Source organism: Rhodococcus sp. NPDC059968 (assembly GCF_042738615.1).
In the GTDB taxonomy this organism is placed as follows: domain Bacteria; phylum Actinomycetota; class Actinomycetes; order Mycobacteriales; family Mycobacteriaceae; genus Rhodococcus_F.
Window position 1 is genome coordinate 12,209 of sequence record NZ_JBHWUE010000096.1, and the last position, 23,809, is coordinate 36,017.

The window sequence follows — 23,809 nt, forward strand, 5'->3', positions numbered from 1 at the left end:
TGCTGGTCATACCGCCCGGCCGGGGTTCAGGATCCCTGTGGGATCGAAGGCGGCTTTGACTCCGGCCATCAGTTCTCGTTCCGTCGGACCGATCATGGACTCGAGATAGGGCCGCTTGAGCACCCCGATTCCGTGCTCTCCGGTGATCGATCCACCCAGCGCCAGGCACTGGGCGACCATGTCGTCGAAGGCGCGGTGTGCGCGAGCGGTCATGTCGGCGTCCGCTGCGTCGAACACGATCGTCGGGTGCAGGTTTCCGTCGGCGGCGTGCCCGAAGGTGCCGATGAGAAGCTGGTGGCGGTCGGCGATGGCGGTGATGGCGGTGAGCATCTCCGGTAATCGGGGGACCGGGACGGCGAGGTCGTCGAGCAGCGTGCTGCCGCGGCGTTCGAGGGCGGTCAGCGCGACGCGACGTGCCTGGATGAGGCCGTCGCTTTCGGCGGGGTCCGTGGTCTCGTAGATCTCGGTGGCGGCGGCGTTGCGGCACGCTTTCGCACACCGGTCGGCCTCGGTGACCGCACCGTCGCCGTCGCATTGGATGAGCAGCAACGCACCAGCCGATTCGTCGAGGCCCATGTGCGTCATGTCGTTGACTGCCGTGATGGTCGTCTGGTCCATCAGTTCGACCAGGCACGGATCCGCCACGGTTTGAATTGCCATCACCGCGTCCACAGCGTGGACGGGATCGGCGAAGGCGGCAACGACGGTGGCGGTCTCGGACGGCTTCGTGCGTAGCCGCATCGTAGCCTCGACGATCACCGCCAGCGTGCCTTCGGATCCGACGAGAAGCTGCGTGAGGTTCAGGCCGGCGACGTTCTTCCGGGTGGCGGAGCCGGTGTGGATGATTCGTCCGTCCGCCAGCACCGCCGTGATCCGTGCGACGTGGTCGGAGGTGACACCGTACTTGGCGCAGCACGCCCCGCCGGCGTTGGTCGCGAGATTTCCGCCGATGGTGGAGATGGCGCGGCTACCGGGGTCGGGCACATACCAGAGTCCGTGTCCGGCAACCGCGGCGGCTAAGTCGCCGTTGATCACACCGGCTTCGACGGTAGCTGTGCGGGATCGTTCGTCGATCTCCAGAATGCGGTTCAGTTTCTCGGTGCTCAGGACGATGCAGCCATCGAGCGCGTTTGCGCCGCCGGCCAGTCCGGTACCCGCGCCGCGGGTGACAACCGAAATACCATACTGGTGAGCAGTTTTCAGCGTGGTGGCCACGTCGGCCACGGTCCGGGCCCGAACCAGCGTGAGCGGGTCGCCGAAGGGGGTCAGCAGTGACTGGTCCCGCCTATAGGCAATCATCCGGTCGGGGTCGTCGACGACCGCATCACCGAGCAGCACCGTCAACTCGGCGACGGGATCTGCCACCACTCCGGTCATGATGTCGTCCTTTCGCGCTGGTTCTTTGTCTGTGTCGCACCCGCTCCAGGGCCCCGAGCGGAGCAGTCGTCCGCCGCAGACATCGGTGGTCGGTTTCACATCGCCCACCGATGACGCTCCGGGCGCACTGTGTCAAACCCGGTCAGGTTTGGCCCGGGCGTCGGAAACGGCGCGAAAACAATTTCGTGTCCCCCCGATACCGGGCAGGCCGTGTCGTGACTCACGGAAATCCGCCGATGATGCTGTGTGGGTAAACTACTGAGTGATTTCGAGTTCACCCATGCGTGACCAGTCGGCGCCGGGAATTTCGGTGTTGATGATCTGAGGCGTTTCGCTCAGCGCCGGGCGCATGGATTCCAGCCCCTTGCGGAAGTGATCGGCGTTGACGTGATCGGCGCCGGATTCAGGATCCCGGAATGCCTCTACCAGGACATATTCGGCGGGATTGTCTGCACTGCGGAACCACTCGAACCAGAGGTTTCCCGGTTCGGCCCGCGTGGCATCGGTGAATTCCCTCGTGACCAGCAGCCAATCGTCCTGATGCTTGTCGAGAACAGTGAACTTCACCACAATAAAGATCATCGTGACCCCAATCAGTTTTTCCGGTCGAAACGCGAACTGCGTGTGACGGAAGAAGAAGAAAACTTCGGTCGAAAAGAATGAGACCGCGCCCCGACAACCCGAATAGCAGTGATGTCGGGAATTATGAGACGACGAACACCGGACATAAAGCTGTACGCGGCTGCTGTCCTGCGCGGCAGCATCACAGCGGTTTCCTGTCAGGGCGCGGTGGCGTGGTCGGCCACTGCCTCGCGGGAAGACACGAGGTGTGGCCGACCGCGACCAGTGTGACAGGTCAGTAGATGTTCGATGGGCGGATCATGCCCTCGGCGAGGTCGCCGAACCCGGGTGCTTCGATGGCGCCGGGGTTACCGAAGACCTCCTCCACCACGGCGGTCTCGGTCGTGATGAGCAGGGCCGCGATGGATGCGGCACTTTCGAGCGCTGCGCGGGTGACCTTGAAGGGGTCGATGACCCCATCCTCGAACAGGTCGCCGTATTCCCCTGTCAGGGCGTTGAACCCGTGGCCCAGGGGCAATCCCGCGACGGTGTCGACGACCTCGTCACCGTCGAAACCGGCGTTGATGGCAATCCAACGCAGGGGCTCGGCCAGGGCTCGCCGGACGACGTCGCACCCGATCCCCTCGTCTCCCGGAAGGTCGAGTCCGGCCAGTGCGCGGTGTGCCTGGGTCAGGGCGGTGCCACCGCCGGACAGGATGCCCTCCTCGAGGGCCGCCCGGGTAGCGGCCAGGGCGTCTTCGACCCGCAGCATCCGTTCCTTGAGTTCGACGCTGGTGGCGCCGCCGACACGGATGACGGCGACCCGCCCGGTGAGCCGGGCGATACGCAGCTCGAGGCTGTCCTGATCGGCGTCGATCTTCGCCCGCTCGAGCTGCGCCTCGAGTTGCGCGATGCGGGCGTCGACCAGGCTCGGGTCGCCGTGCCCGCCGACGATCGTCGTCTCGTTCTCGGTCACGGTGATGCGGTCACACGCACCGAGGTGTTCGAGAGATATCTCGGACAGCTCGATGCCGGTGTCCTTGGCGATGACATGCCCGCCCAATGCCACCGCGAGGTCTTGGAGCTCGGCGACGCGGCGGTGACCGAAGCCGGGCGCGCGGACGACGACCGACTGCATCGTCTTGTGCATGTTGCCGCCGACCAGAAGTTGCAGGGCGGGACCGTCGACGTCCTCGGCCAGCACGACGAGGGGCCGGTCGGCGCGCTTGGCCACCTCGATGCTCGGCATGATGTCTTGGACCTGGTTGATCTTCTTGTTGGTCAGCAGGATCAGCGGATTGTCGTGGACCGCTTCCATCCGCTCGGGGTCGGTGACCATGTAGCCGGAGATGTAGCCGTGGTCGAATTCGATGCCGTCGACGATGTCGACCGACATGCCGAGGGTGTCGCTCTCTTCGGTGGTGACGATCCCGGACTTGCCGACGTAGTCGACTGCCTGGGCGACGGCCTGGCCGATGACCTCGTCATCGCTTGCGGCGAGGCTCGCGATTCGCTGGAGGTCGCTCTGGCCGCCGACCTGTGTCGATTGTTGGCGAAGCGAGTCGACGACGACCGGGACGGTCTGTTCGATGCCGCGGCGCACCCGCATGGGGTTGGCGCCGGCGTCGACGGCGCGCATTCCCTCGCGCACCATCGCCTGTGCCAGCACGGTGGCGGTGGTGGTGCCGTCACCCACGACGCCGTTGGTCTTCATCGCCACCTCCTTGACCAGCTGGGCGCCCATGTTGGCGAAGGGGTCGCGCAGTTGGATTTCCCGGGCGATCGTGACCCCGTCGTTGGTGATCGTGGGCGGGCCGGTGAGCTTCTCGAGTACGGCGTTGCGCCCCTTGGGGCCGAGGGTCACCTTGACCGCATCGGCGAGGGCGTTGACACCGTGCTCGAGGAGAAGACGTGCCTGCTTGTTGTACCGCAGCTCCTTGGCCATGGCTGTGTTTCCTTTCGTGCTGACTGAAGTGGAGGAACGCGGTCTAGGGAACGAGGATCGCCCGGCCGCGCACCCGCCCCGAATCCAGATCGTCGAGTGCTTTCTGGAATTCTTCGAGCGGGTACTTGGTCGTATGCAAAGTCACCTTGCCTCGGGCGGCGAGGGTCATGAGCTCCTGCAAGTCGTTGTAGGAGCCGACCAGGTTTCCGATGAAGTTGATCTCCGTGGAGATCACATCGATCGTGGGGACGTCGATGTTCTCGCCGTATCCGACGACGTAGTAGTTGCCGGCGCGGCGCAGCATCGCGATCCCTTCCGCGGTTGCACCGCCCTCGCCGACGAAATCGACGACGGCTTCCGCGCCGTGTCCGCCGGTCAGGTCCAAGACCTGCTGGATGTGGGTGCCGTCGGCGACGATCCCGTGGTCGGCGCCGATGCTCACGGCGAGCGTGACGGCCGCGGGGTTGCGGTCGAGCACGACCACGGTCACCCCGGAGATCGCCTTGAGGACCTGGATGCCGATGTGGCCGAGCCCGCCGGCGCCGATCACCACGCACACATCGCCGGGCCGAGTCGTCTTCGCGACCTTGGCAACGGCGTGGTACGCGGTCAGGCCTGCGTCCGCGAGAGCGGCGACATCGGCCGGTTCGAGCGAGTCGTCGATCCGCACCACGCTGCGGGCGGTGGTGCGCAGGTATTCCGCGTAGCCGCCGTGGGTGTCGATGCCGGGGAACCGGCTGTTCTGGCAGTGCACGTCGTCGCCGGACCGGCAGGCGCGACACAGGCCGCAGGTGATGAGCGGGTGCAGGATCACCTTGTCGCCGACCGTCACGTTGGTGACGGCGCCGCCGACGGCGTGGACCCAGCCGGCGTTCTCGTGACCGATCGTGTACGGCAGCGCGACACCGGACTTCGCCTCCCACTGTCCTTCGAGGACGTGGAGGTCGGTGCGGCACACACCCGCGCCGCCGATCCGCACGATGACATCCAGTGGGCCCTCGACCTCGGGTTCGGGAATGTCGGTGAGCTGCAGCTTGGTGTGGTATCCCACAACCTGGACGGCCTTCATTGCGGGCTCCTGGTGGTTCTGATGTCGGTGATTCGGGGGGTGGCGCCGGCGGGGTCGCTGTCGGCGTAGCGGGTGGCGAGTAGCCCGCGGCAGAAGTGCGCGTTGCCTTCCATCGAGATGCGGACGGACTTGGCGAAACGCAGGCGCATCGGCACCGCCTCGCGCGCAATGACACGCCCCTCGTCGTCGACGAACACCCGACTGGCCGGACAGATGCTCAACCCGATGCTGATGCGGCGCCGCAGCAGTGCCGCTTTGTCCTTGCCTGGGGGGAGGTCGCTGAGTGTGAGCTTGTAGATCTCGTTCACGCCCAGTTCTGTTCGCTTCAGGTGCGCTTCGACGCACCGCTCCATCGCCGCCGCGTGCGCCTTGCGGAGGAATATCCTGCGAAGCTCGCTCAGGCTTTCCTCCGCCTCGGAGCCGAACGTGCCCAGGTATCCGGCGTCCGCCGCGAGACCGGCGTTGATCTTGTCGCTGTCGTGGTGATCGTCCAGCAGCACCCGCACCCGTCCGATGTGCTCTACCAGGCGTAGGGCGTCCTGGGCGTCGGCGGCCATGAGGTAGGCGAAGTTCGGTGAGCAGAAGGCGGTCGGCAGCCGCAGGTGCACTGTCACGCCGTCGTCGTCGAGCATCACCGACCGGACGAAACCGAGTTCGGTGATCGGCTCGTCGAGCTCCGGGTCGGTGACCGTCGCGAGCGCCGCGAGGATGTCCTCCTCCGCGCAGACGGCAAGGGTGGTCATGATGACACGACCTCCCTCGCTCCCGCCGCCACCTCGACACCCTCCTGCCCCGCCGGCTCGGACAGCCGCAGCTCCGCGGGAACATCGATGTCGTAGAGCGCCGCCGCGTTGAGTCCGAGGATCTTCTTCTTCTGCTCGACCGTGATCGGGGCGTAGTCGGTCTGCATGTCCTCGGGGATCTGGAAGTCGACGAACTTCTCGATCAGCCACCTCGGGGTCCACAGCGCGTAGTCGCTGCTGAACAGGATCTTGTCCTCACCGATCCAGTAGAGGAGCTCGCCGATGATCTGCGCGAAATACCTTGGGCGGGTGTGGATGAAGGGCAACGCCACCGCGAGGCCGCCGTAGACGTTCGACTCCTGGGTCGCGATCCAGCAGAAGTCCTCGAGCCGCGGCAGGCCGACGTGCTCGACGACGAAACGCAGGTCCAGGTAGTCGGTGGCGACCTTGTCGACGTCCGCCACGTCGAAGGCGTCGCGGTCCAGGGGTCGGATCGTGGGGCCCTTGTGGATGTGAATGTTCTTGATCCCCAGCTTGATGCACTCTTCGAGGTACCGCCGTGACCACGGGTCGTCGAGCTTGTAGCCGCGGGAGTCTCCGTGCCACTCGGCGGTGTAGAGCTTGACGCCCTGCAGGTTCATCCGAGCCGCGTCCCTGCGCAGTTGCTCGAGCCCGGCCTCCTCGTAACGAGGGTCGTAGGCGTGGTTGTAGGTGAGCTTGTCGGGGTGCTTCCGGGTGAGGGCGAACGCTTCCTCGGTCTGCCCGAATCCGTTGCGGTAGAACTCGCTCAGCAACGCCGGCTGGAAGATCGCGTGGTCGACGTATCCGTCCACGAACAGGTCCTGCATCAGACGGTCACCGCCGTAGTACGTGTAGGTGTCGTAGTCCCACACGACCTCTTCGGGGCTGAGGTTCTTGTGGTAGTCGTAGAAGCAGTCGATGAACTGCTTGCCATGCACGTTCTTCTGGTTCGACTCGCGGGCGTCCCAGAGGGCTACATGCGCGTCCACGATGTAGTACTTCTCGCCGTTCTTCTCATACATCTTACGTGCTCCAATTGATGGGATCGGTTGGTACAGAACCGGATATGGCAACGTCGGGGTCGTTGGTCACCGAGAGATGGTGACCTTCAAGGCGTCGTGGGAGTCCGCGTGCGCGAAGACGTCATATGCTTCGATCATCTGGTCGAGACCGAATGAGTGGGTGCCGAACGCGCCGGCGTCGATCTTGCCGTGGGCCACCAGATCCAGGAGCGTGGCGATGGTGGTGCCGTTGACCAGGCCGGTGGTGATGGTGATGTTGTTGATCCAGAGGTCTTCGAGGTGCAAGTTCACGGGTTTTCCGTGCACGCCGACGTTGGCGATGTGTCCCCCGGGGCGCACCAGCGTGGTGCACAGTTCGAAGGTCGCCGGGATCCCGACGGCCTCGATCGCCACGTTCGCGCCCTGACCGTTGGTGAGTTCCAGGACGCGTTCACGCACGTCCTCTCTGTCACTGTTGATCGTCTCGTCGGCGCCGAAATCGAGCGAACGTTTGAGCCTGGCCTCCGAGAGGTCGACGGCGATGACGGTCGCGGCGCTGTACAGGCCGGAGGTGCGGATCGCGGATAGTCCGACCGGGCCGACCCCGACGACGACCACGGTGTCTCCGGGCTTGATGTGCGCGTTCTGCACGCCGATCTCGAAACCGGTCGGAAGGATGTCGGCCAGAAAGATCGCCTGCTCGTTGGTGACACCCTTGGGCAGTACGTGCACGCTGGTCTCGGCGTAGGGAACGCGTACGTACTCGGCCTGTGTGCCGTCGATCAGGTGGCCGAAGATCCAGCCGATACCACCGACGGACGCGCAGTGCGAGGGCATCGCGGTCTTACAGGGTGCGCATTTGCCGCATGAGGTGATGGCCGGCACAAGCACCCGGTCGCCGACTTCGAGCGAGGTGACCGCCGTCCCGACGTCGGTGATGGTGCCGACCGCCTCGTGGCCGAGCACCCGACCGGGCGTGACGGCTGGCACGTCGCCTTTGAGGATATGCAGGTCGGTGCCGCAGATCGTGGTCGTATCGACCCGGACCACCACGTCGGTGGGGTCGATCAGTTGTGCGTCCGGAACGTCGGTCCACGACATCGAGCCCGGGCCCTGGAACACAAGTGCTTTCACGACGGTCTCTTTCGTTGAGGGAAGGCGAGGAATCAAAGGCGGCTATGTCGAGTTGTCTGCCGGCGCCGCCGCACTTTCGAAGGTGAATCGGCGGCGCCGACGGACATAGGTGATCTCAGGGGCTAGATCACTGACGCTCCGTGAGATCGAAGCCGATGTATTCGGCGGCGTCCTCGGGGCTGGCGAACAGCATGGTCTTGTCGTCGAGGTGGACCATGCGTCCGTAGTGGGTGGAGCTGATCTCCTCGAAGATGGAGCCGTCGAATTCCTCGCCGAGGGCGTCGGTGAGTTCCTCGTAGTCGAAGTTGAGCAGCTTCTGGCCGTCGACGCGGATCATCGAGGGGTACTCGGTCAGCTCCACGCCGTCCTTGGCGCCCATCACCTCCGCGACGACACGGCCGATGGGGGTGTTCATCAGGGTGACGCCACACATGTTGGAGAACTCGGTGGACGATCCGAATTGCATGCTCACTGGTCCAACTCCTTGGGGAGGTCGAGCCCGAGGTCCTCGAGCAGGGAACGGAACTTGTCGGTGGCGGCGTCGAAACTGGTGGCGAAGGTGACGGCCTTGTCGGCCGGCTGCGACCAGATCGGTTGCAGCGCCCGGGCGGCGTCGAGACACCGTGGCACCCAGATGGCGAGCCAGGTGCCGAAGAGTTCCTTGTTCGCATCGCCGGTCTCGGGGTCGCGGGTGAGCAACCGGAACAGGTTGCGGGTGTAGGCGAGGTCGCGGTCGTAGTCGTGCTCGCCGGTGCCCACGATGGTGGGGGTGATGTAGTCGCCGTTACCGGCGGCGATCTGCATGACCAATTCACTGCGGAACAGCGAGCCGACCAGCTGTTCGAAGACGATGTTGGTGGCGAAAAGCAGCTCACACCAGTCCGGCACCGCGGTCAGGCGTTCGACGACCTCACGGGTGGGCTGCCATTCGGGCGCCGCCTGCCAGACTTCCTTGTGCGCGGCGCCGTCGAAGGCCTCGGCGGCCTCGGACAAGTCGAGGTTGAACAGCGCGAGATCCTGCGCGAACCGCATCTTGTGGACGGCGTTGACGGCGACGGCGGTGTTGATCATGTTCGTCGGGCCCGAACGCTGGATGGCGGTGAACACGTGCAGTGCCAGACCGTTCTCCGCGTGCATCCACGCACCGAGGTTGCGTTCGATGAACTTGAGCCACGGCGAGTTCCATCCGTCGTAGGCCCGCGCCCGCTTGGCGTTGGACAGGCACAGTTCGACCTGATGCACGACCTTGGAGTTGTTGCGGAAGATGGTCTGGTCCCATTCCTCGTTCGGGTCGAGGAAGGCGTGCCAGTTCGACGACGTCGCGGCCGTCCAGTCCTTCGGGTATCCGCCGGGACCGTTGCCGAAGCCGTAGATCCAGCCCTGGGAGAGGTGGCGGTCGGGGTCGGGCTGCACGTCGACGGTGACGTCCTCGTACATCGTCGCCCGCCGTTTCGCCGGCGTGTAGTAGCTGTAGGTTCTGCTCTTCGAGCTCGGGAACTCGAGTGCACCCGCCTCGGAGTCGGTGAATTCGATCGAGGGGAAGCTGCGTTGCTTGGGCTCTTTGGTTGCAGTCATCTTTTCGGTTCCTGTCGATGGATTGGAGGGCGGGATGCCCGCTGCAGTTACTCGAAGGCGGGGCTGGTGAACTTGTCGTAGAAGACCTGGTCGTTCGGGACTCCCTTGGCCTCGAGCAGTGCGAGCGCGGCATCGACCATGGGCGGGGGGCCGCACAGGTAGACCTCGGACTTGGCGATGTCCGATTCCCGGCGATCGACCACGTCGGTGACGTTGCCGTCCTCGAACGTGATCAGGCCCGACGTGACCGGGTCCATCGTTTCCGAGAGGCAGGCGACGAACGTGAAGTCCGTCAGGTTCTTGCCGAGCTCGAGGATTTCGTCGAGGTAGAACAGGTCCCGCGGTGTGCGGGCCCCGTAGTAGAAGTGCACCGGCCGCGTGTTGGCTGTCTCGCTCATGTGCCGCAGCAGCGACAGGATCGGAGCCATCCCCGCCCCGCCACCGATGCAGACCACGGGAAGGACGTGGGCGTCCTTGAGGGTGAACGACCCATAGGGGCCGGTCAGTGAGATGTCGTCACCCACCGAGATCCCGTCGTCGAGCAAGCCGGCGAACTTGCCGCCGGGATACTTCTTGATGAGGAACTCCACGTGACCCGGCGTCTGGGTCGTCGCCATCGAGAAGGAGCGATGTTCCTCGGTGCCGGGGATGTGCAGGTCGGCGTACTGGCCGGGTTTGAACTCGAATGTCTCGGGTTCGACGGGCTGCAGGCGAAGCGAGACGATGTCCGGGGTCATCGGCTCGATCCCGGTCACCCGAGTGCGCACATCCTGGATGGGGACACCGCCGAGGAGTTCGTCCTCGTCGAAGTTGAGCAGTTCGATGGTGCAGTCGCTGTACGCAGTCGAGCGACAGAGCAGGACGTGTCCCTCGTCGACCTCGGCTTCGTTGCACGCAAACGTCGAGTAGTTCTCCATCTGGATATCGCCGTCGAGGACAAAGGATTTGCAGGCCGAGCATCGTCCTTCGCGGCAGCCGTGCATCAGATGGATGCCTTGTCGGAAGGCGGCATCGAGGATGTACTCGTCTTCGCCGACTTCCATCTCGATGTCGACGGGCTCGAAGTTGATCCGGTGAGTGTCGGCCACGGGGTATCTCCTGGGCTCGTGGATGATTGCGCTGGGTGCGGTGGGCGGCGCCGTGGTGATCAGGCGCCGCCCACCGAGCCTGGGTCAGGCTGTGTCAGGCGGGAACTGCGCCGGCGCGGTAGGCCGCGATGTGGGCTGTGCGTTCGTCGTTAGACATCTGGTTCAAGAGCACGTTGGGGCTCTGGAACGTATTTCCGCGGACGTCGTCGAGGGTCCACAGCTTCTTCGGGTCGTCCAGGTGCAGGTGCGGCTGACCGACGAGAGTCTTACCGTCGTCGCGGACATAACCGAGGTCTTGGACGATGTCGGCGAGGTCCTTGCCGTGATGCAGGGTTTCCCACTCCCGGAATCCGGTGAGCCGTCCCATGTTCGGGGTCGGGCGGCCCTGGTACTCCTCACGGAACGCGACGGCGTCGGTCCAGTAGCAGGTTTCCGAGCAGTAGGTCCGCCACTGGTTGTCCACCTTCTCCACGACCATGTCCTCGCGGATGAGGGCGGGCACCATGCAGGTCCAGCAGCGGTGCGGGTACTGGTACCCGACCTCCTCGAAGGCAATCGGCTTATTCCTGCCCGGGTAGGCGAGGCGGTTGTACTCCTCCCACCACTTGCCGTACTTCGAGTACCAGCCCGGGTACTTGTGCTCGAACCACTCGAAGTCCTTGTCGGTCATAGTATCGATCCGCCAGTAATTCACCGGCCAACCGGTCGCGAAGAACCGCGCCACCTCGTGCACGTAACCCTTTTCGGTGATCCGCTTCCACGACTCCTCGACCAGATCATGCGGGATCGTCAGCCCGTACTTTTCGAGCGGGATGAGGTAGCTGCGGTAGTAGTCGTCGTAGATCCATCGACGCCACATCTCGGCGTAACTTTCCCGGTCCTTGCGGCGGTCCTTCGTCCCGTATTCGATGAACGTGCCGATCGCGGCGTCGACGACGCAGTGGTTGTTCCACCACGCGTACCGCAGATCCCGCTCGAGCAGTGGACGGTTGCGCTCATCGGCCAGGGCCATCAGCAGGATCGAGTAGCCGTTGGAGATGTGCCGTGACTCGTCGGACTGCACCGAGTGAAACACGGTGGGCAGCAGGTAATCACCATTTGCTGCGGCCTCGTCGGGCATCGCCACGAACAGGGTGTTCGTGAAGGCCGTCTCCGCCACCACGGTCAGGTAGATGTTCGCCGCGGTGATCGCGTCACCGGTGATGAACCCTTCACCGAACTGCCTGCCGATGGTGCCGGCGTAGTTGTTCGCGAACGCCTTCTCGGTCATATCGAACCCGGCCGGGTCGATGTAGTTGTTCATGTACAGCTTCTTGAGGTTCATCTGAATCGTCGAGTGCCGAACCTCGTCGATCATCTGCACCGCCAGCCCGTTGTGGATTTCCGGGTTGGGGACGGCGTCGATGGCCATCGGCATCGCCCTGGCCGCCGAGATCTCCGGGAACGGGATGATCGACAGGAACAGCTTCTGCCATTCCATCCAACGCTGTTGGACCTGGCGGAACATATTGCCGCGGATGGCACCGTCCATGGCGCCGTAGACGCGGTTGTCCTTCTCCTCCTCCATGGGGAAGTAGGACCGCATGATCTGTTTGAGAGGGTCCTTCTTCGGAGCCTTCTCGAACGTGTAGTCGGTGCCGAACCGGGTGGCCGGGGTCGCGAAGGTCGGATCCCACGTCATCTCGCTGATCTTCGCGTGGGCCTTCGTCAGGCTCTGTTTACTCAAGGTGCGCCTCCTAGATCGAACGCCGGCCTTGTGCCGGCTGGGGGGGACGTTGTGCGATTTATTGAACCCCGTGATCCGCATCGCAGCCGTCTCAGTCTGAGACTGATGTCACACTTGACAGGCTCCCTACACTGCTCCGACCAGAGAGCGGCGTGCCCGCGACACCACAGCCACCCCTCCCGGGAAAGCGACGATGGGCGCACAGAACCCGAGCACACCCGCAATCAGAACGTCGAAAGAGCCAGCGCCGCTGCCCCTTTTCGTCAACCGAGCCCACCCCCGCCCAACCCGGCGACCCCCGGCTCCGTCACTGGCTACGCGTTTCCTGGTCACGCCCGCCCGAAGCACTGGGTGAGAACGACGCCCTGACGGCCGCCTATGTCGAACCCGTTCCGGTCGACACCGTTTCACCCGCGCCGCCCACCCGGTTCTGTCCGCCTGCGCTGTCACCTCGACGACATCCCTGACCTGGTGCAGGCACTTTTCAACGCTGCCGGGGCCACCGAGCTCGCGCTCTCGCCCGCATCGTTGAACCAAGCTCACACGCCTGGCATGGCGCGGAAATGTCACCCACCTACGCAGCGTCCTCGAAGAAATTCATCGCCTCCGGCCGCTCCGGCGTCATCGAGCCCGACGCCCTGCCCGCCGAGTGCCGAGCGACCACCCGGGCGAACCTGAGCAAGCTTCAATCGCTCGAGCGTGACGCGATCGTGGAGGCGCTCGCCCCGCGGGCGACAAGACTGCCTCCGCTGACAGCGTTGGGCATGTCCAGGGCACGATCCACCGCAAGATCCGCGGGTTCGGCATCGCCTATTGAGCCCCGCCTGTCCTGCCAATATCAAATTGAGACATCACCGAGCCCGGTTCTGAGGGACACTCCTGCCCCAGAGACGTTCACCCGCGTCCGGCCAGGGTGACCAACAGGAGAGATCGATGAGCAACCCCCACGGACTCACCACCGCAAACGGTGCACCGGTACCGGACAACTCGAACGTCATGGCGCAGCTTCGAACGCAGGCTTCCCATTACAACGATCCCTCGAGCCGCGATGATTCGAGGCCGAATACCTTTCCGAGACATCAGTAGAACCAGGATTGACACCAGTGCCGACGCTTATTCTCCACGCCCTGATCGCGCTCCTGACACCCCGTGCCGGGATCAATATTTTTCATGGGCTGATCCGCCAGATGGCCCTCGCTCGGACAGAGGAACGGTGGGTACGAATGTGTGTCGAGGAACTGCAGTGCGATCGTGTCCCAGTGGTGCATGACGCAATTGGGATGTTTCCCAGTGCTTCCCGGAGGCCACCGACCCGTCCGCACACTCACTCGAGGTGCCGTGTCCCGTCGAGCACCGGCTGAATACACGGCCACATAAGGCAGAGCAGAAATGCTGCGACCACTCACCGCCCACGACTCACTAGAAACACAGGACGATGGCATCGCCCTATCTGTCTGTCCGTCGCCCGCGACCCCTGATGCACCTTTGGGACCGGCAATTCGACGCATTGTGCCGATCATGGATTCCGAGGTGTTCTTCCCCCGGGACGGCGAAGACCGGGGTGCTCGGATTCGCAGAGAACGGGTCGCGAAGGAGATCTGCGGGAGATGCCCGGTCCGGCAAGAATGCCGCAGCTATGCCCTGGCCAGCGGCGAAGCCTGGGGAATCTGGGGAGGCACCAACGATCGACCGCCGCCATCTCAACCCGACACCCACCCACCACACTCCCGCTCCACCACCAGCTCTTGCGGCAGTCACGGCGACGCTTACCCGGACCGGTTATCGCCCCGACCCGGGCTCTTCCACCAGCTACCTCGGCGGCGCCACAATGAGTGAGCACACCTATCGACCCACGCTGGCCCAACTCCGCGCCTTCGCCGCGGTGGCCACCCACCTTCATTTCGGTTCCGCGGCAGGTCAGCTCGGCATCAGCCAACCCACGCTCTCGCAGGGGCTGGCCACCCTCGAGGCCGGGCTCGGGGTCACTTTGATCGAACGCAGTACCCGACGCGCGATTCTGACAACGATCGGCCGGCGACTGCTACCGCATGCCGCGCGCGCTCTGGAAGCCGCAGACGACTTCGTCACCGCAGCGTCCGGCCTACCTCCTTGTCGAACGGAGCCGTTACGGATCGGCTTGACCCCCTCCGTCGCCCCGTACCTGTTCGGGACGGCTCTCCCCGCGCTGCGTGCACGATGCCCTGAGATTCGGCCCCTGATAGTCGAGGACCACACGGCACAGCTGCTGGGCTTCCTGCGTTCGGGCGCACTGGAGGTGATCTTATCGAAATCCCACTCTACGTAGAGGCGTTCGTTCTGCTGGTGCCCCTTGACAGCCCGCTCGCCGGCGCGGACCCCGTGCCGCTATCTGCACTCGACACGCTGTCGATCCTGCCCAACGACAGCGATACGCTGCACAGCCAGGCCCGCGGAGCCATCGGCGACACGAGCGCGCACGTCACTTCCCTGGCAACCGCAATGCACTGCGTCGCCGGGGGCCTCGGAGCAACTGTCGTACCCGAGTCGGCCGTCACGACCGACACCGAGTGCACAGCAACGGCGGCAGTGCGATTCGCCGCGCCTACGCCCACCCGAACAATCAACCTCGTGTACCGCGGTTCCGCCGGCCGCGCGGATCATTTCCATTGGATGGCGGAAATTCTCGCCCAAGCCCAACCGTCCGCGAAACTACGCAAGTTCCGCGATGTGCCATCGCACCTCACCCCAAGGCTGCCGTAGTCTTGACTTATTCCAGAATAGGCGGCATATTTTCCCCATGCCTTCGTGTCGGACTATGCGGCGCAATCGCGCACAGTCGATCTGCGCGTGACCCGCCCACTGGTCGCGGTGCTGGAGGCGGTGCACCGAATCCGCATGCCGACACGGAATCGCCTACCTCGTCTGCCGGTCCTGCGGGGTCATCGCAGACGTGGACTGTGCGGTCGGCGAAACGCCCTGCCTGACCGCGTCTCACAACCACGGGTTCTCGATCGACGAGGCCGAGGTCATTAACTGGGGCGTGTGCACAAACTGCTCGACAACAGCCAGTTCGCGATCACACCCGTGGTCACAGCTCACTTCGTATCCTCCCGGAAGGAAAGACCTTGTTAGACGAACACGTCACCCGAGAAAAAGAGATGAACGAGAATCAGCCCCAGGAACAGGGGAAGTGTCCGGTCATGCCGGACCGCCGGCCCTATCCGACCGAGGGCGGCAGCAACCGTGACTGGTGGCCCAAGAGGCTGAATCTCAAGATCCTCAAGAAGAACCCCGCCGTCGGCAACCCGATGGACGAAGACTTCGACTACGCCGCAGCGTTCAACACCCTCGATCTCGCAGCCGTCAAGGCCGACATCGAGGCCGCGATGACCGACTCGCAGGCCTGGTGGCCCGCCGACTACGGCCACTACGGTCCATTCTTCATCCGGATGGCGTGGCACGCCGCAGGCACCTACCGCATCCAGGACGGACGCGGAGGCGCGGGAGCGGGCATGCAGCGGTTCGCTCCGCTGAACAGCTGGCCCGACAACGCGAACCTCGACAAGGCACGCCGACTGGTGTGGCCGGTCAAGCAGAAGTACGGCCGCAAACTTTCGTGGGCCGACCTGATCATCCTCACCGGAAACGTCGCACTCGAGTCGATGGGCTTCGAGACCTACGGCTTCGCCGGCGGCCGCGTGGACCAGTGGGAGCCGGACGAAGACGTCTACTGGGGCCCGGAGCAGACCTGGCTCGGCGACGAGCGCTACACCGGTGAACGCGACCTCGAGAACCCCCTTGCCGCCGTGCAGATGGGTCTGATCTACGTAAACCCGGAAGGCCCCAACGGCAACCCGGAACCGGCGGCCTCGGCCGTCGACATCCGGGACACGTTCGCCCGCATGGCGATGAACGATGTGGAGACCGCCGCACTCATCGTCGGCGGCCACACCTTCGGCAAGGTCCACGGCGCCGCGGATCCCGAACCGCACGTGGGACCCGAGCCCGAGGGCGCCCCGCTCGAGCAGCTGGGCCTGGGCTGGAAGAACAGCTTTGGCACCGGCAAGGGTACGGACACCATCACCAGCGGCCTCGAAGGTGCCTGGACCGCCACCCCGACGGCCTGGGACAATAGCTTCCTCGAGACCCTCTACGGTTACGAGTGGGAGCTCCACCAGGGCCCCGGCGGAGCATGGCAGTGGCGGCCCACGGACGGCGCCGCGTCCGACCTGGTTCCTGACGCCGGTGATCCCTCGGTGCGGCACGCCCCGATGATGCTCACCAGCGACCTCGCACTGCGCGTGGATCCCATCTACGAGCAGATCACCCGTCGCTGGCTCGACCACCCGGAAGAGTTGGCCGAGGAGTTCTCCAAGGCCTGGTTCAAACTGACCCACCGTGACATGGGACCGGTCTCCCGCTACCTGGGTCCGGAGGTTCCGCAGGAGACACTGCTGTGGCAGGACCCGATTCCCGCCGTCGAGCACGACCTCATCGGTGAGGCCGAGATCGCCGACCTCAAGAGCCGGATCCTGGAGTCGGATCTGACGGGCGCACAGCTGATCTCCACCGCATGGGCGGCAGCCTCGTCGTTCCGCGGCAGCGACAAGCGCGGCGGCGCCAACGGTGGCCGCATCCGCCTGCAGCCGCAGGCCGGCTGGGAGGTCAACGAGCCCGACGAGCTCGCACCGGTGATTCGCGTACTCGAGGGCATCCGGGAGTCCTTCAACTCCGCCGGGACCGGCAAGGTCTCGTTCGCCGATCTCGTCGTCCTCGGCGGAAGTGCCGCCGTCGAGCAGGCCGCGAAGAACGCCGGACACGACGTCACGGTGCCCTTCACCCCGGGCCGCACGGACGCAACTCAGGAACAGACCGACGTCGAGTCGTACTCCGCCATGGAGCCGAACGCCGACGGATTCCGCAACTACGTCGCCAAGGGACAGCGGCTGCCGGCCGAGTACGCCCTGATCGACAAGGCGAACCTGCTGACCCTCAGCGCACCGGAGATGACCGTCCTCGTGGGCGGCTTGCGTGTCCTCGGCGCGAACCACCAGCAGTCGGCTCACGGTGTCCTCACCTCGAACACGGGATCGTTGACCAACGACTTCTTCGTCAACCTGCTCGACATGGGCACCGAGTGGGCGCCGACGTCCGAGGAGGGCATCTACGAGGGCACGGATGCCGCCACCGGCGAGGTCAAGTGGTCCGGAACCCGCAACGATCTGGTCTTCGGTTCCAACTCGGAGCTGCGTGCGCTCGCTGAGGTCTACGCCTGTGACGACGCGCAGGACAAGTTCGTGCACGACTTCGTCTCGGCGTGGAACAAGGTGATGATGCTCGACCGGTTCGAACTCGCCTGATCACGGCGCGATGATCCGCCCACCGGGGGATCATCCACAACAATATGCGGCACCCCGCGAGCTGACACCGCTCGCGGGGTGCAGTGCACTTCTTCCAGCGCATGGGGTGGCGTGGATAATTCAAAAGTATTGATGCCCAGTGGAAAAAGACGAGCACACCAGTAAGTTCCATAGGCAGATCGGCTACTTCATCGAGCATGTCACCCGAGTCGGTTGCCGCAAACGCCCGCCCGCTCGGACCGCCCGGTGAATCCTGAGGCCCCGCGGTGATTTGGCGATATTTTTGGGGCTACTTCTCATCGCCGACGACGGGCCCGAGGGTTTGAGTGAGCTTCCGACGGTCGGGGGCCGGGGCTAGGGTCGGGCAAGCCAGATCGCGGCGTTCGGGTCCCAGGACCCGGTCTTGTTCTGGCTTGAGAGGACAGGGTCGAGCGCTGCTCCGACGAGCCGCAGGGCGCCCTTGAGGCCGGCTGCTGTGGTGGGCAGCCCCGGTACGGCGCGGGCGGTCTTGGCGTAGCCGGCGACCCACTGACCGTCGGGACTCGACATGACCCTGGGCAGTGTGAGTCCACGGCGTTGGGCTTCATGCGCGAGCGCGTGGCCGAGGGCTTCGGCGTCGAAGGACCAGCAGGACACGATGAAGGCGAGATCGACCAAATCGTGATAGCGCGACGAGGGATTCTTTGCCTCGCCGTACAACCCGTACATCGCGCACACCTTGTCGGCGATCTGGGATGGGAGTGGATAGAGGGCGAATGTCGGCATCGCCGCCAGCTCGTCCATCGTTACCACCGGCCGCGGCTGCTGATAGTCGATCGGTCCGATCGGCAGAAGCTGGGTGGCCAGGTCGATGGGGAACGCGTAGAGCTGTTCGACTCCGAGATAGACGTCAACCTTCAGCGTTGCGCCCGCGATGCCGCCGGTCATCTCCGCTGGCTCATCGCGTACTTGGAAGCGGAACGGGTCCAGGTCGCTGACCCCGGCCGCTGTCTTCAGCTCAGCCACCGCATCGTCGAGGTCGGCGTCAGTGTGCACGAGGTCGAGGTCGCGGCTGTAGCGGGCATCCGGGAGCCGCACGATCAGGGATGCTCCGCCTTTCAACAGCCACCGGTCGCCGGGTTGTGAGAAGACGCGGACGAGGAATCGCTGAAGGTAGAACTCCCGATGCAGGTGCTCGAATACGCGGCCGCGTTCCTTCGACTCCTTCTTGAGTCGATCTTTGAGGGACCGTTTGAACGCCGCTGGCGTGCGTGCGGCCGAGCTTCTCGTCATGTGTGTCTCATCATTTCTTGAGTGGGCAAGGCGCAGTAGCTGATCGTCGGGAGCGGACCGAACGGGAGGGTGCCTCGGTGCGTGCCGCGTTATTGTCGGTCCGTTGCCCGCCACATCGCCGCGTGCTCCCGGTCGACTGACGCCAGGTCGATTGTCTGCAGTGCGTTCAGAACCTGGTGAACAGCGGGGTTCGCTACGGCGAAGGCGTCGCGGATGTGGTCGAGGCCGGGGTTGCTGGCCACGGCGAATGCATCGAGGATTCCCTTCTGGTACACCGGCGTGAGATCCAGTGCGCCCTGGCTGGCCAGATGCTGCCCGAGGGCGCGGGTCGACTTCGGGATACCGGCTTCGGCGAGGAACCGGTCGAGCAGGCCCGAGCCATCACCCAGCGCTGCACCGTACCTGTGGGCATACGGCCGCAGCACCGCGCTCACCTCGTCGGCGTCGGCGCGATTGGTGGTGAGCGCATCACGGATGATGCCCGCGAGATGACCGCCATCGAGTTGGTCAGCAGCAAGCTCTGCAATCGTGACCAGCACGGTGGTCACCGGCAGGCCGCCCACGAGTGTCCACTGATCGGAGGCATACACCTGGACGTGGTAGCGGACATCGGAAAGGCGAGATTGCCGCCGACGTGACGTGGCGAACTCCATGACATCTGCGTCGAGGTCACCGAGATCGTGGAGCTGTGCGGCCGAGCGACGGCTGACGATCGCCGGGTGATCGGCCTCCAGGCGCTCACCCGCGGTCTTGCGCGGGTCGATCATGAGCCAGGCAGCGCGCAGTTGTTCGTCGGGCGCGCTCGGCGCACCGCTGATCCGGTAGACCCCGTGCCGCAGCCGCTCGACCGCGCCGGAGTTGGCCAGCCGAGCGACCTGCTGGGCGGAAAGATCGAGTTCACGCGCTTGCGCCATGGTGAACAGGCCCCATTGCCCAGCGGCAAGGTCCGCCAGGTCCAGGATGCGAATGTCACTCGGCATGCTGCAATAATAACATCCGGGGGGTAACTATTGCAGATCGCATGATGATTATTGCATCCCGAGTTTGCGTAACGAGAAAAGCCCAGCGGACTTGTTCGGACCGGCCGGGACTACACAAGTCCGGAGGCCGCACACAATCTTCCCTCGGCCGCACCAATCGTTTCCAGTGGTTGAACGAGGATACGTGCGGCTGCAACTGCGTCTACGGCGGAGATGATGGCCGTTTCGATGCGGTTGGCGAACTGCACGCGCAGGTCGGCGCGTGAACCGCGGTCATAGGATCATCCGGTGCACAACGAAGATCACGACGATGATGACATCCTGTATCACTACACGTCGACGGCGGGGTTGCTGGGCATCCTGTCTCCAGTTGGGCAGCCCTCCGGGTGGGACGCGAAGATCACCACCACCGCAGGTTCGTTCTCGTTGTGGGCGACAGACGTTGTCTACCTCAACGACACAAAGGAACTGCAATACGGCCGGAAGCAGCTGCTGCGAGAACTCCGTGCACCGGTCGCTCCAGGTAGCGCAATGGACGGGACGGTCACTTGGCTGGAAGGAGTGCTCGGTGGCCACCTGGAAGCTCCATTCGAGGTGGCCTCGGACATCTACGGCCCGGATCGGCTCAACTTCTATGCGGCATGTTTCTGCGAGGACGGCGATCTACTGAGCCAGTGGCGCGGGTATGGCTCAGACAAGGGTTACGCAATCGGCTTCCGAAAGTCAGCTCTGGAGGCAATGATCCGCCGGGCGGGTCACCCCCTCGCCGTCATGCCTGTCGATCCTCTCTCTCCGGTGACACGCCTTCACAAGGTCGAATATGGCGACGCTGCCCATGTCCTCCGGGATGCCGCGAAGACAGTCGTCGCGGATGAAGTGACGGACCAAGAGGCAATGCAGCTGTGCCTTGAGGCACTCGCGCAGGTGAAGTCGCCAGCATTCGCAAGTGAGCGCGAGTGGCGGCTGTTCGATCTCGACCGGCAGAACTACACACCATGCGAATACAGGGTGGGGCCGACTGGAATCACACCGTATGTTCGATTGATGTACTTCGCGATGCCAGGAATGCCAACCCCAATCGTCAATGTTCGCGTGGGTCCTGGTGCTGACATGGAACTTCGGTCAAGGGCCGCCGAACAACTACTGAGGCAGAGGGGATTCGGCAATGTGGAGGTCATTCCTTCGAGAATCTCGTACCGAGGGTAGGTGCGGGTAGCGGTTCGTGCGAGCGTGATGAAGACGAGCACGAGGAGTTGGTGACCACCCACCCCAGTTCCCCGCGCCGGCCGGCGCCCGGGGGGGTGGCGAGGGTGCGGGAGTATGACGTTCCGGCTGCCCACCACCCTCGCGACGGATTCGTCTGTTGCGGCGATCGCGGGCTGAACGCGCTGCTGAAGGTGGTGGGGGCCGAATCGGGAACTGGTTCGACGAACTCGACCCGCTGTTGCCCGTCATTGAAGGTGCCGACGATGCCGTCACTGTGGTTGCCGATGATCGGGGTGTGAGAAAGGCCCCGCCTTGTGGTGTGGGCGGGGCCTTGGTCGGCAAGATGACGGCTTCGTCGTCGCATTGTGGCCGCCCTTGCCGATAAGTTCTGCGAACTCCGCGGCCGGCTGTGTGTAGCGCTCGTCGAGGTCGGCAGAGGAAAGGAAAACGCAAATGTTCATGATCGAACTATAGATTCAGACACAAGAGCTTGATGCTGAAGTCGTAAGCGCGGCAATAGCGGAGGAAACGATCGGCGCCGCGACCGAGCCGAGACCACGCGGTCTCGGGTGTGAGGGTCGCGACCGCATCACTGCAGAACTGATGGAGCGGACGACCTGACGGTAACGACCAATCCTGAGGTTGCGGAGCCCACACTTTGCGCAGGTGACTTAGCACGTCGTCCAATCGCTCTGTAGCCGCGTGTGATGACGTGCCACCAGCAGCGCCTGGAGGTTGAGGGCCCTGACGCAAGACAGGGCGGAAGTTTCGCATCTGGTGCTCACGATCCTCGTGGGATCTCGAGTGTGGAACGGAGGTAGGGTCTGTGCCTGCGGCGTTGAGTGGCCCAGCTGAGATCGTCACGATGATTGAGCGCCCTATGCTAGCTGGGGTGTGCGGTCACCGGGCCTTTTCAGCCTGCCTCTGACTGTCAGGCGATTTCGGATCGTCTCGCGGGTACGTCGGGCTCCGACCTCGCGCTTTTGGAGTGCAGGTGGATAGTCACGGTGTCGAACGTCAAGTTCCTCAGCCGCCGTGCAGGACTGATGGTCGGTTGGGCCGACCCGCGCCGTCGATGCAAGCGCACGGCGTCGCGATTCGAACAGATGGGGGAGCAGTACCGCTGACAACCATGGCGGGAGATGTCAGCGTAAACGGACTCGCATTTTTCGGTGTTCGAACACGCAGGAGAAGGCGTGGCACGTCCAACTCGCGGGTAGTGCCGCTCGTTACAGCACCCGCAGCAGGGCGTCGATACGGAAGCATGGCTCGGCGTGAGAGTCGCGGTACAGCAACGCAAGTACTCGTTGACTGAATCCTCGTGCTCAACTATCGTGGTAGTTGAGCGTTCAATTATTTTGGATAGAACGCGATGTTCAACCCGTTCTTCGAGGAGCCTCATGACCACCGCCACCGCCACCCTGCCCAACCTCACCGCCGGAACCTGGGCCATCGACACCGTCCACTCCACCGTCGGCTTCGCCGTCCGCCACCTGATGGTCAGCAAGGTCCGCGGCACCTTCAACGACTTCACCGGCGCGATCACCGTCGCCGAGGACGGCACCGCCGCCGTCACCGCCGAAATCCAGGTCGCGACCATCGACACCAAGAACACCGACCGCGACGCCCACATCAAGTCCGCCGACTTCTTCGACGCCGAGCAGTACCCCACCGCCACCTTCACCTCCACCGCCGTCCGCCCCAAGGGCGACGACTACGTGGTCGAGGGCGAATTCACCCTCCACGGCGTCACCCGCCCCGTCGAGCTCGCCCTCGAGTTCAACGGCGTCAACCCCGGCATGGGCAACGGCCCGGTCGCCGGCTTCGAAGCCACCACCGTCCTCAACCGCAAGGACTTCGGCATCACCATCGACATGCCCCTCGAAGGCGGCGGAGCCGTCGTCGGCGACAAGATCACCATCACCCTCGAGATCGAGGCCGGCCTCCAGGCCTGACCCCACCCGCACGCGCCCCGTCATCCACCCGGATGGCGGGGCGCGGTCGCGCTCCGGGCGAACCTGGCGGCGAACAGCACTGCCCACCCGATCGCGCCGATCAGCGCGAAACTGATCAGCCGGTACAGCATCACGGCGGCCGTCGCCTCGTCCGTGCCCAGCCCGCCGGCGACGAACGCCACGATCAGGGCGCCGTCGACGACGCCGATCCCGCCGGGAATCAGGGGGATGCTCGACGCAGCCATGCCTGCGACGTAGGCCGTCATCGCGAGGCCGATCCCGACGTCGGTGACGCCCACCGCGCGACACGCGGCGATCAGGCACAGCAGGTCGCCGATCCAGTTCAGTCCCGCGAACACACCCCCGAGCACCCAGTCCCTCGGGCGGGGCCGGACGAGGGCCAGTTGCTCGACGAGGGCTCGGACGCGATCGACGCCCGACGCCGCGGGTCTGCGCAGAAACGCGTTGGCCCAGCCGAGCACCCGCTCCCCTGCACACACGAGCAGTTCCGGACGACGCACCAGCTCCCGGATGGCGAACGCGAGGCCGAGGACTCCCAGGATCTCGCCGCCGACGGTGAGCGGATCGGCATGCGCCCGGACGCCGACGGTCGCCCCGAGAATTCCGAGAGCCCCGAGCGCCAGCGAGCTGATGATCCCCGACGCGAGCATCGTCCAGGCGACCAGCGGGGTGCTCGCACCCCACGTGCGCAACCTCCGAAACATCAACTACCCGGTCCTGAAGGACGCGGGTTTGCTGCTCACGTTCTAACTGGCTGTTAGAGGGGTGGCTGCTTTAGGCACGGTTGATTGGGCGG

Annotated in this window: 19 protein-coding genes and 2 pseudogenes; 6 read left to right on the forward strand and 15 right to left on the reverse strand. The window is 64.6% G+C overall.

Translation table 11 applies throughout. From position 1 onward, the window contains the following. Positions 1-6: 6 nt before the first annotated feature. The 11 genes from ACFWAY_RS43125 to ACFWAY_RS43175 form a co-directional block, all read right to left on the reverse strand. Positions 7-1,377 (reverse strand): FAD-binding oxidoreductase, encoded by a 1,371-nt coding sequence (locus ACFWAY_RS43125; protein WP_378514806.1) that lies wholly within the window; start codon positions 1,375-1,377, stop codon positions 7-9. Positions 1,378-1,632: 255 nt separating this feature from the next. Next, complete coding sequence (locus ACFWAY_RS43130; protein WP_378514807.1) at positions 1,633-1,959, reverse strand: putative quinol monooxygenase; 327 nt, start codon at positions 1,957-1,959, stop codon at positions 1,633-1,635. Positions 1,960-2,233: 274 nt separating this feature from the next. Then, the gene (gene groL, locus ACFWAY_RS43135; protein WP_378514808.1) at positions 2,234-3,883 is read right to left on the reverse strand and encodes a chaperonin GroEL; all 1,650 of its coding nucleotides are present in this window, start codon (positions 3,881-3,883) and stop codon (positions 2,234-2,236) included. 43 nt (positions 3,884-3,926) lie between these two features. Next, positions 3,927-4,952: an NAD(P)-dependent alcohol dehydrogenase gene (locus tag ACFWAY_RS43140; protein ID WP_378514809.1), complete on the reverse strand. Its 1,026-nt coding sequence runs from the start codon at positions 4,950-4,952 to the stop codon at positions 3,927-3,929. Beyond that, positions 4,949-5,695 carry an iron-sulfur cluster assembly protein gene (locus ACFWAY_RS43145; protein WP_378514810.1) on the reverse strand — a complete coding sequence of 249 codons (747 nt, stop codon included), beginning with the start codon at positions 5,693-5,695 and terminating at the stop codon, positions 4,949-4,951. The genes ACFWAY_RS43140 and ACFWAY_RS43145 overlap by 4 nt, the downstream gene beginning before the upstream one ends. Beyond that, on the reverse strand, positions 5,692-6,738 hold the full coding sequence (locus ACFWAY_RS43150; protein ID WP_378514811.1) for an amidohydrolase family protein: 1,047 nt from the start codon (positions 6,736-6,738) through the stop codon (positions 5,692-5,694). The genes ACFWAY_RS43145 and ACFWAY_RS43150 overlap by 4 nt, the downstream gene beginning before the upstream one ends. Before the next feature lie 66 nt (positions 6,739-6,804). After that, the gene (locus tag ACFWAY_RS43155; protein ID WP_378514812.1) at positions 6,805-7,851 is read right to left on the reverse strand and encodes an alcohol dehydrogenase catalytic domain-containing protein; all 1,047 of its coding nucleotides are present in this window, start codon (positions 7,849-7,851) and stop codon (positions 6,805-6,807) included. A gap of 127 nt (positions 7,852-7,978) precedes the next feature. Beyond that, entirely contained in the window at positions 7,979-8,323 is a 345-nt protein-coding gene (gene mimD / locus ACFWAY_RS43160; RefSeq protein WP_378473719.1) for a propane 2-monooxygenase effector subunit MimD, read from the reverse strand. Beyond that, entirely contained in the window at positions 8,320-9,426 is a 1,107-nt protein-coding gene (locus ACFWAY_RS43165) for an aromatic/alkene monooxygenase hydroxylase subunit beta (RefSeq protein ID WP_378514813.1), read from the reverse strand. Before ACFWAY_RS43165 ends, mimD begins: the two co-directional genes overlap by 4 nt. Positions 9,427-9,473: 47 nt before the next feature. After that, positions 9,474-10,514 (reverse strand): 2Fe-2S iron-sulfur cluster-binding protein, encoded by a 1,041-nt coding sequence (locus ACFWAY_RS43170; RefSeq protein ID WP_378514814.1) that lies wholly within the window; start codon positions 10,512-10,514, stop codon positions 9,474-9,476. A gap of 94 nt (positions 10,515-10,608) precedes the next feature. Continuing rightward, on the reverse strand, positions 10,609-12,240 hold the full coding sequence (locus ACFWAY_RS43175; RefSeq protein ID WP_378514815.1) for a methane monooxygenase: 1,632 nt from the start codon (positions 12,238-12,240) through the stop codon (positions 10,609-10,611). Between the two features lie 1,518 nt (positions 12,241-13,758). Between ACFWAY_RS43175 and ACFWAY_RS43180 the strand changes: the two genes are divergently transcribed. The 4 genes and pseudogenes from ACFWAY_RS43180 to katG all read left to right on the forward strand — a co-directional run bounded on the left by ACFWAY_RS43180 (position 13,759) and on the right by katG (position 17,579). After that, the gene (locus tag ACFWAY_RS43180; protein ID WP_378514816.1) at positions 13,759-14,076 is read left to right on the forward strand and encodes a WhiB family transcriptional regulator; all 318 of its coding nucleotides are present in this window, start codon (positions 13,759-13,761) and stop codon (positions 14,074-14,076) included. Then, a pseudogene (locus ACFWAY_RS43185) lies at positions 14,069-14,979 on the forward strand (LysR family transcriptional regulator). Before ACFWAY_RS43180 ends, ACFWAY_RS43185 begins: the two are co-directional and overlap by 8 nt. Positions 14,980-15,024: 45 nt before the next feature. After that, positions 15,025-15,280 (forward strand): annotated as a pseudogene (locus tag ACFWAY_RS43190) (transcriptional repressor); the annotation flags it as partial. A 97-nt stretch (positions 15,281-15,377) separates the two neighbouring features. Then, entirely contained in the window at positions 15,378-17,579 is a 2,202-nt protein-coding gene (gene katG / locus ACFWAY_RS43195; RefSeq protein ID WP_378514817.1) for a catalase/peroxidase HPI, read from the forward strand. A 354-nt stretch (positions 17,580-17,933) separates the two neighbouring features. Here katG and ACFWAY_RS43200 read toward each other — a convergent pair whose 3' ends face one another. After that, positions 17,934-18,851, reverse strand: a complete 918-nt coding sequence (locus tag ACFWAY_RS43200) for a nucleotidyl transferase AbiEii/AbiGii toxin family protein (RefSeq protein WP_378514818.1) — start codon at positions 18,849-18,851, stop codon at positions 17,934-17,936. An 89-nt stretch (positions 18,852-18,940) separates the two neighbouring features. Next, positions 18,941-19,831 carry a type IV toxin-antitoxin system AbiEi family antitoxin domain-containing protein gene (locus tag ACFWAY_RS43205; protein ID WP_378514819.1) on the reverse strand — a complete coding sequence of 297 codons (891 nt, stop codon included), beginning with the start codon at positions 19,829-19,831 and terminating at the stop codon, positions 18,941-18,943. A 288-nt stretch (positions 19,832-20,119) separates the two neighbouring features. Between ACFWAY_RS43205 and ACFWAY_RS43210 the strand changes: the two genes are divergently transcribed. Further along, complete coding sequence (locus ACFWAY_RS43210; RefSeq protein ID WP_378514820.1) at positions 20,120-21,037, forward strand: DUF2971 domain-containing protein; 918 nt, start codon at positions 20,120-20,122, stop codon at positions 21,035-21,037. 931 nt (positions 21,038-21,968) lie between these two features. Here the strand turns inward: ACFWAY_RS43210 and ACFWAY_RS43215 are convergent. Continuing rightward, the gene (locus tag ACFWAY_RS43215) at positions 21,969-22,490 is read right to left on the reverse strand and encodes a CGNR zinc finger domain-containing protein (protein ID WP_378514821.1); all 522 of its coding nucleotides are present in this window, start codon (positions 22,488-22,490) and stop codon (positions 21,969-21,971) included. On the opposite strand from ACFWAY_RS43215, the gene ACFWAY_RS43220 reads away from it, so the two are divergent. Beyond that, complete coding sequence (locus ACFWAY_RS43220; RefSeq protein WP_378514822.1) at positions 22,438-22,992, forward strand: YceI family protein; 555 nt, start codon at positions 22,438-22,440, stop codon at positions 22,990-22,992. The two genes, ACFWAY_RS43215 and ACFWAY_RS43220, sit on opposite strands and share 53 nt — an antisense overlap. Before the next feature lie 20 nt (positions 22,993-23,012). On the opposite strand, the gene ACFWAY_RS43225 is transcribed toward ACFWAY_RS43220, so the two are convergent. Further along, complete coding sequence (locus tag ACFWAY_RS43225) at positions 23,013-23,717, reverse strand: YbhN family protein (RefSeq protein ID WP_378514823.1); 705 nt, start codon at positions 23,715-23,717, stop codon at positions 23,013-23,015. Positions 23,718-23,809: the final 92 nt, after the last annotated feature.

What these genes read in the sequence shown, in the direction of transcription:
- ACFWAY_RS43215 (WP_378514821.1), bottom strand. Translation starts at nt 22,490, where the DNA reads ATGGCCCAGGTTCCGGCGGTGAGGTTGGGCAGGGTGGCGGTGGCGGTG.
- ACFWAY_RS43205 (WP_378514819.1), bottom strand. Translation starts at nt 19,831, where the DNA reads ATGCCGAGTGACATTCGCATCCTGGACCTGGCGGACCTTGCCGCTGGG.
- ACFWAY_RS43125 (WP_378514806.1), bottom strand. Translation starts at nt 1,377, where the DNA reads ATGACCGGAGTGGTGGCAGATCCCGTCGCCGAGTTGACGGTGCTGCTC.
- groL (WP_378514808.1), bottom strand. Translation starts at nt 3,883, where the DNA reads ATGGCCAAGGAGCTGCGGTACAACAAGCAGGCACGTCTTCTCCTCGAG.
- ACFWAY_RS43225 (WP_378514823.1), bottom strand. Translation starts at nt 23,717, where the DNA reads ATGTTTCGGAGGTTGCGCACGTGGGGTGCGAGCACCCCGCTGGTCGCC.
- katG (WP_378514817.1), top strand. Translation starts at nt 15,378, where the DNA reads ATGAACGAGAATCAGCCCCAGGAACAGGGGAAGTGTCCGGTCATGCCG.
- ACFWAY_RS43220 (WP_378514822.1), top strand. Translation starts at nt 22,438, where the DNA reads ATGACCACCGCCACCGCCACCCTGCCCAACCTCACCGCCGGAACCTGG.
- ACFWAY_RS43150 (WP_378514811.1), bottom strand. Translation starts at nt 6,738, where the DNA reads ATGTATGAGAAGAACGGCGAGAAGTACTACATCGTGGACGCGCATGTA.
- ACFWAY_RS43200 (WP_378514818.1), bottom strand. Translation starts at nt 18,851, where the DNA reads ATGACGAGAAGCTCGGCCGCACGCACGCCAGCGGCGTTCAAACGGTCC.
- ACFWAY_RS43145 (WP_378514810.1), bottom strand. Translation starts at nt 5,695, where the DNA reads ATGACCACCCTTGCCGTCTGCGCGGAGGAGGACATCCTCGCGGCGCTC.
- ACFWAY_RS43165 (WP_378514813.1), bottom strand. Translation starts at nt 9,426, where the DNA reads ATGACTGCAACCAAAGAGCCCAAGCAACGCAGCTTCCCCTCGATCGAA.
- ACFWAY_RS43140 (WP_378514809.1), bottom strand. Translation starts at nt 4,952, where the DNA reads ATGAAGGCCGTCCAGGTTGTGGGATACCACACCAAGCTGCAGCTCACC.
- ACFWAY_RS43130 (WP_378514807.1), bottom strand. Translation starts at nt 1,959, where the DNA reads ATGATCTTTATTGTGGTGAAGTTCACTGTTCTCGACAAGCATCAGGAC.
- ACFWAY_RS43180 (WP_378514816.1), top strand. Translation starts at nt 13,759, where the DNA reads ATGGATTCCGAGGTGTTCTTCCCCCGGGACGGCGAAGACCGGGGTGCT.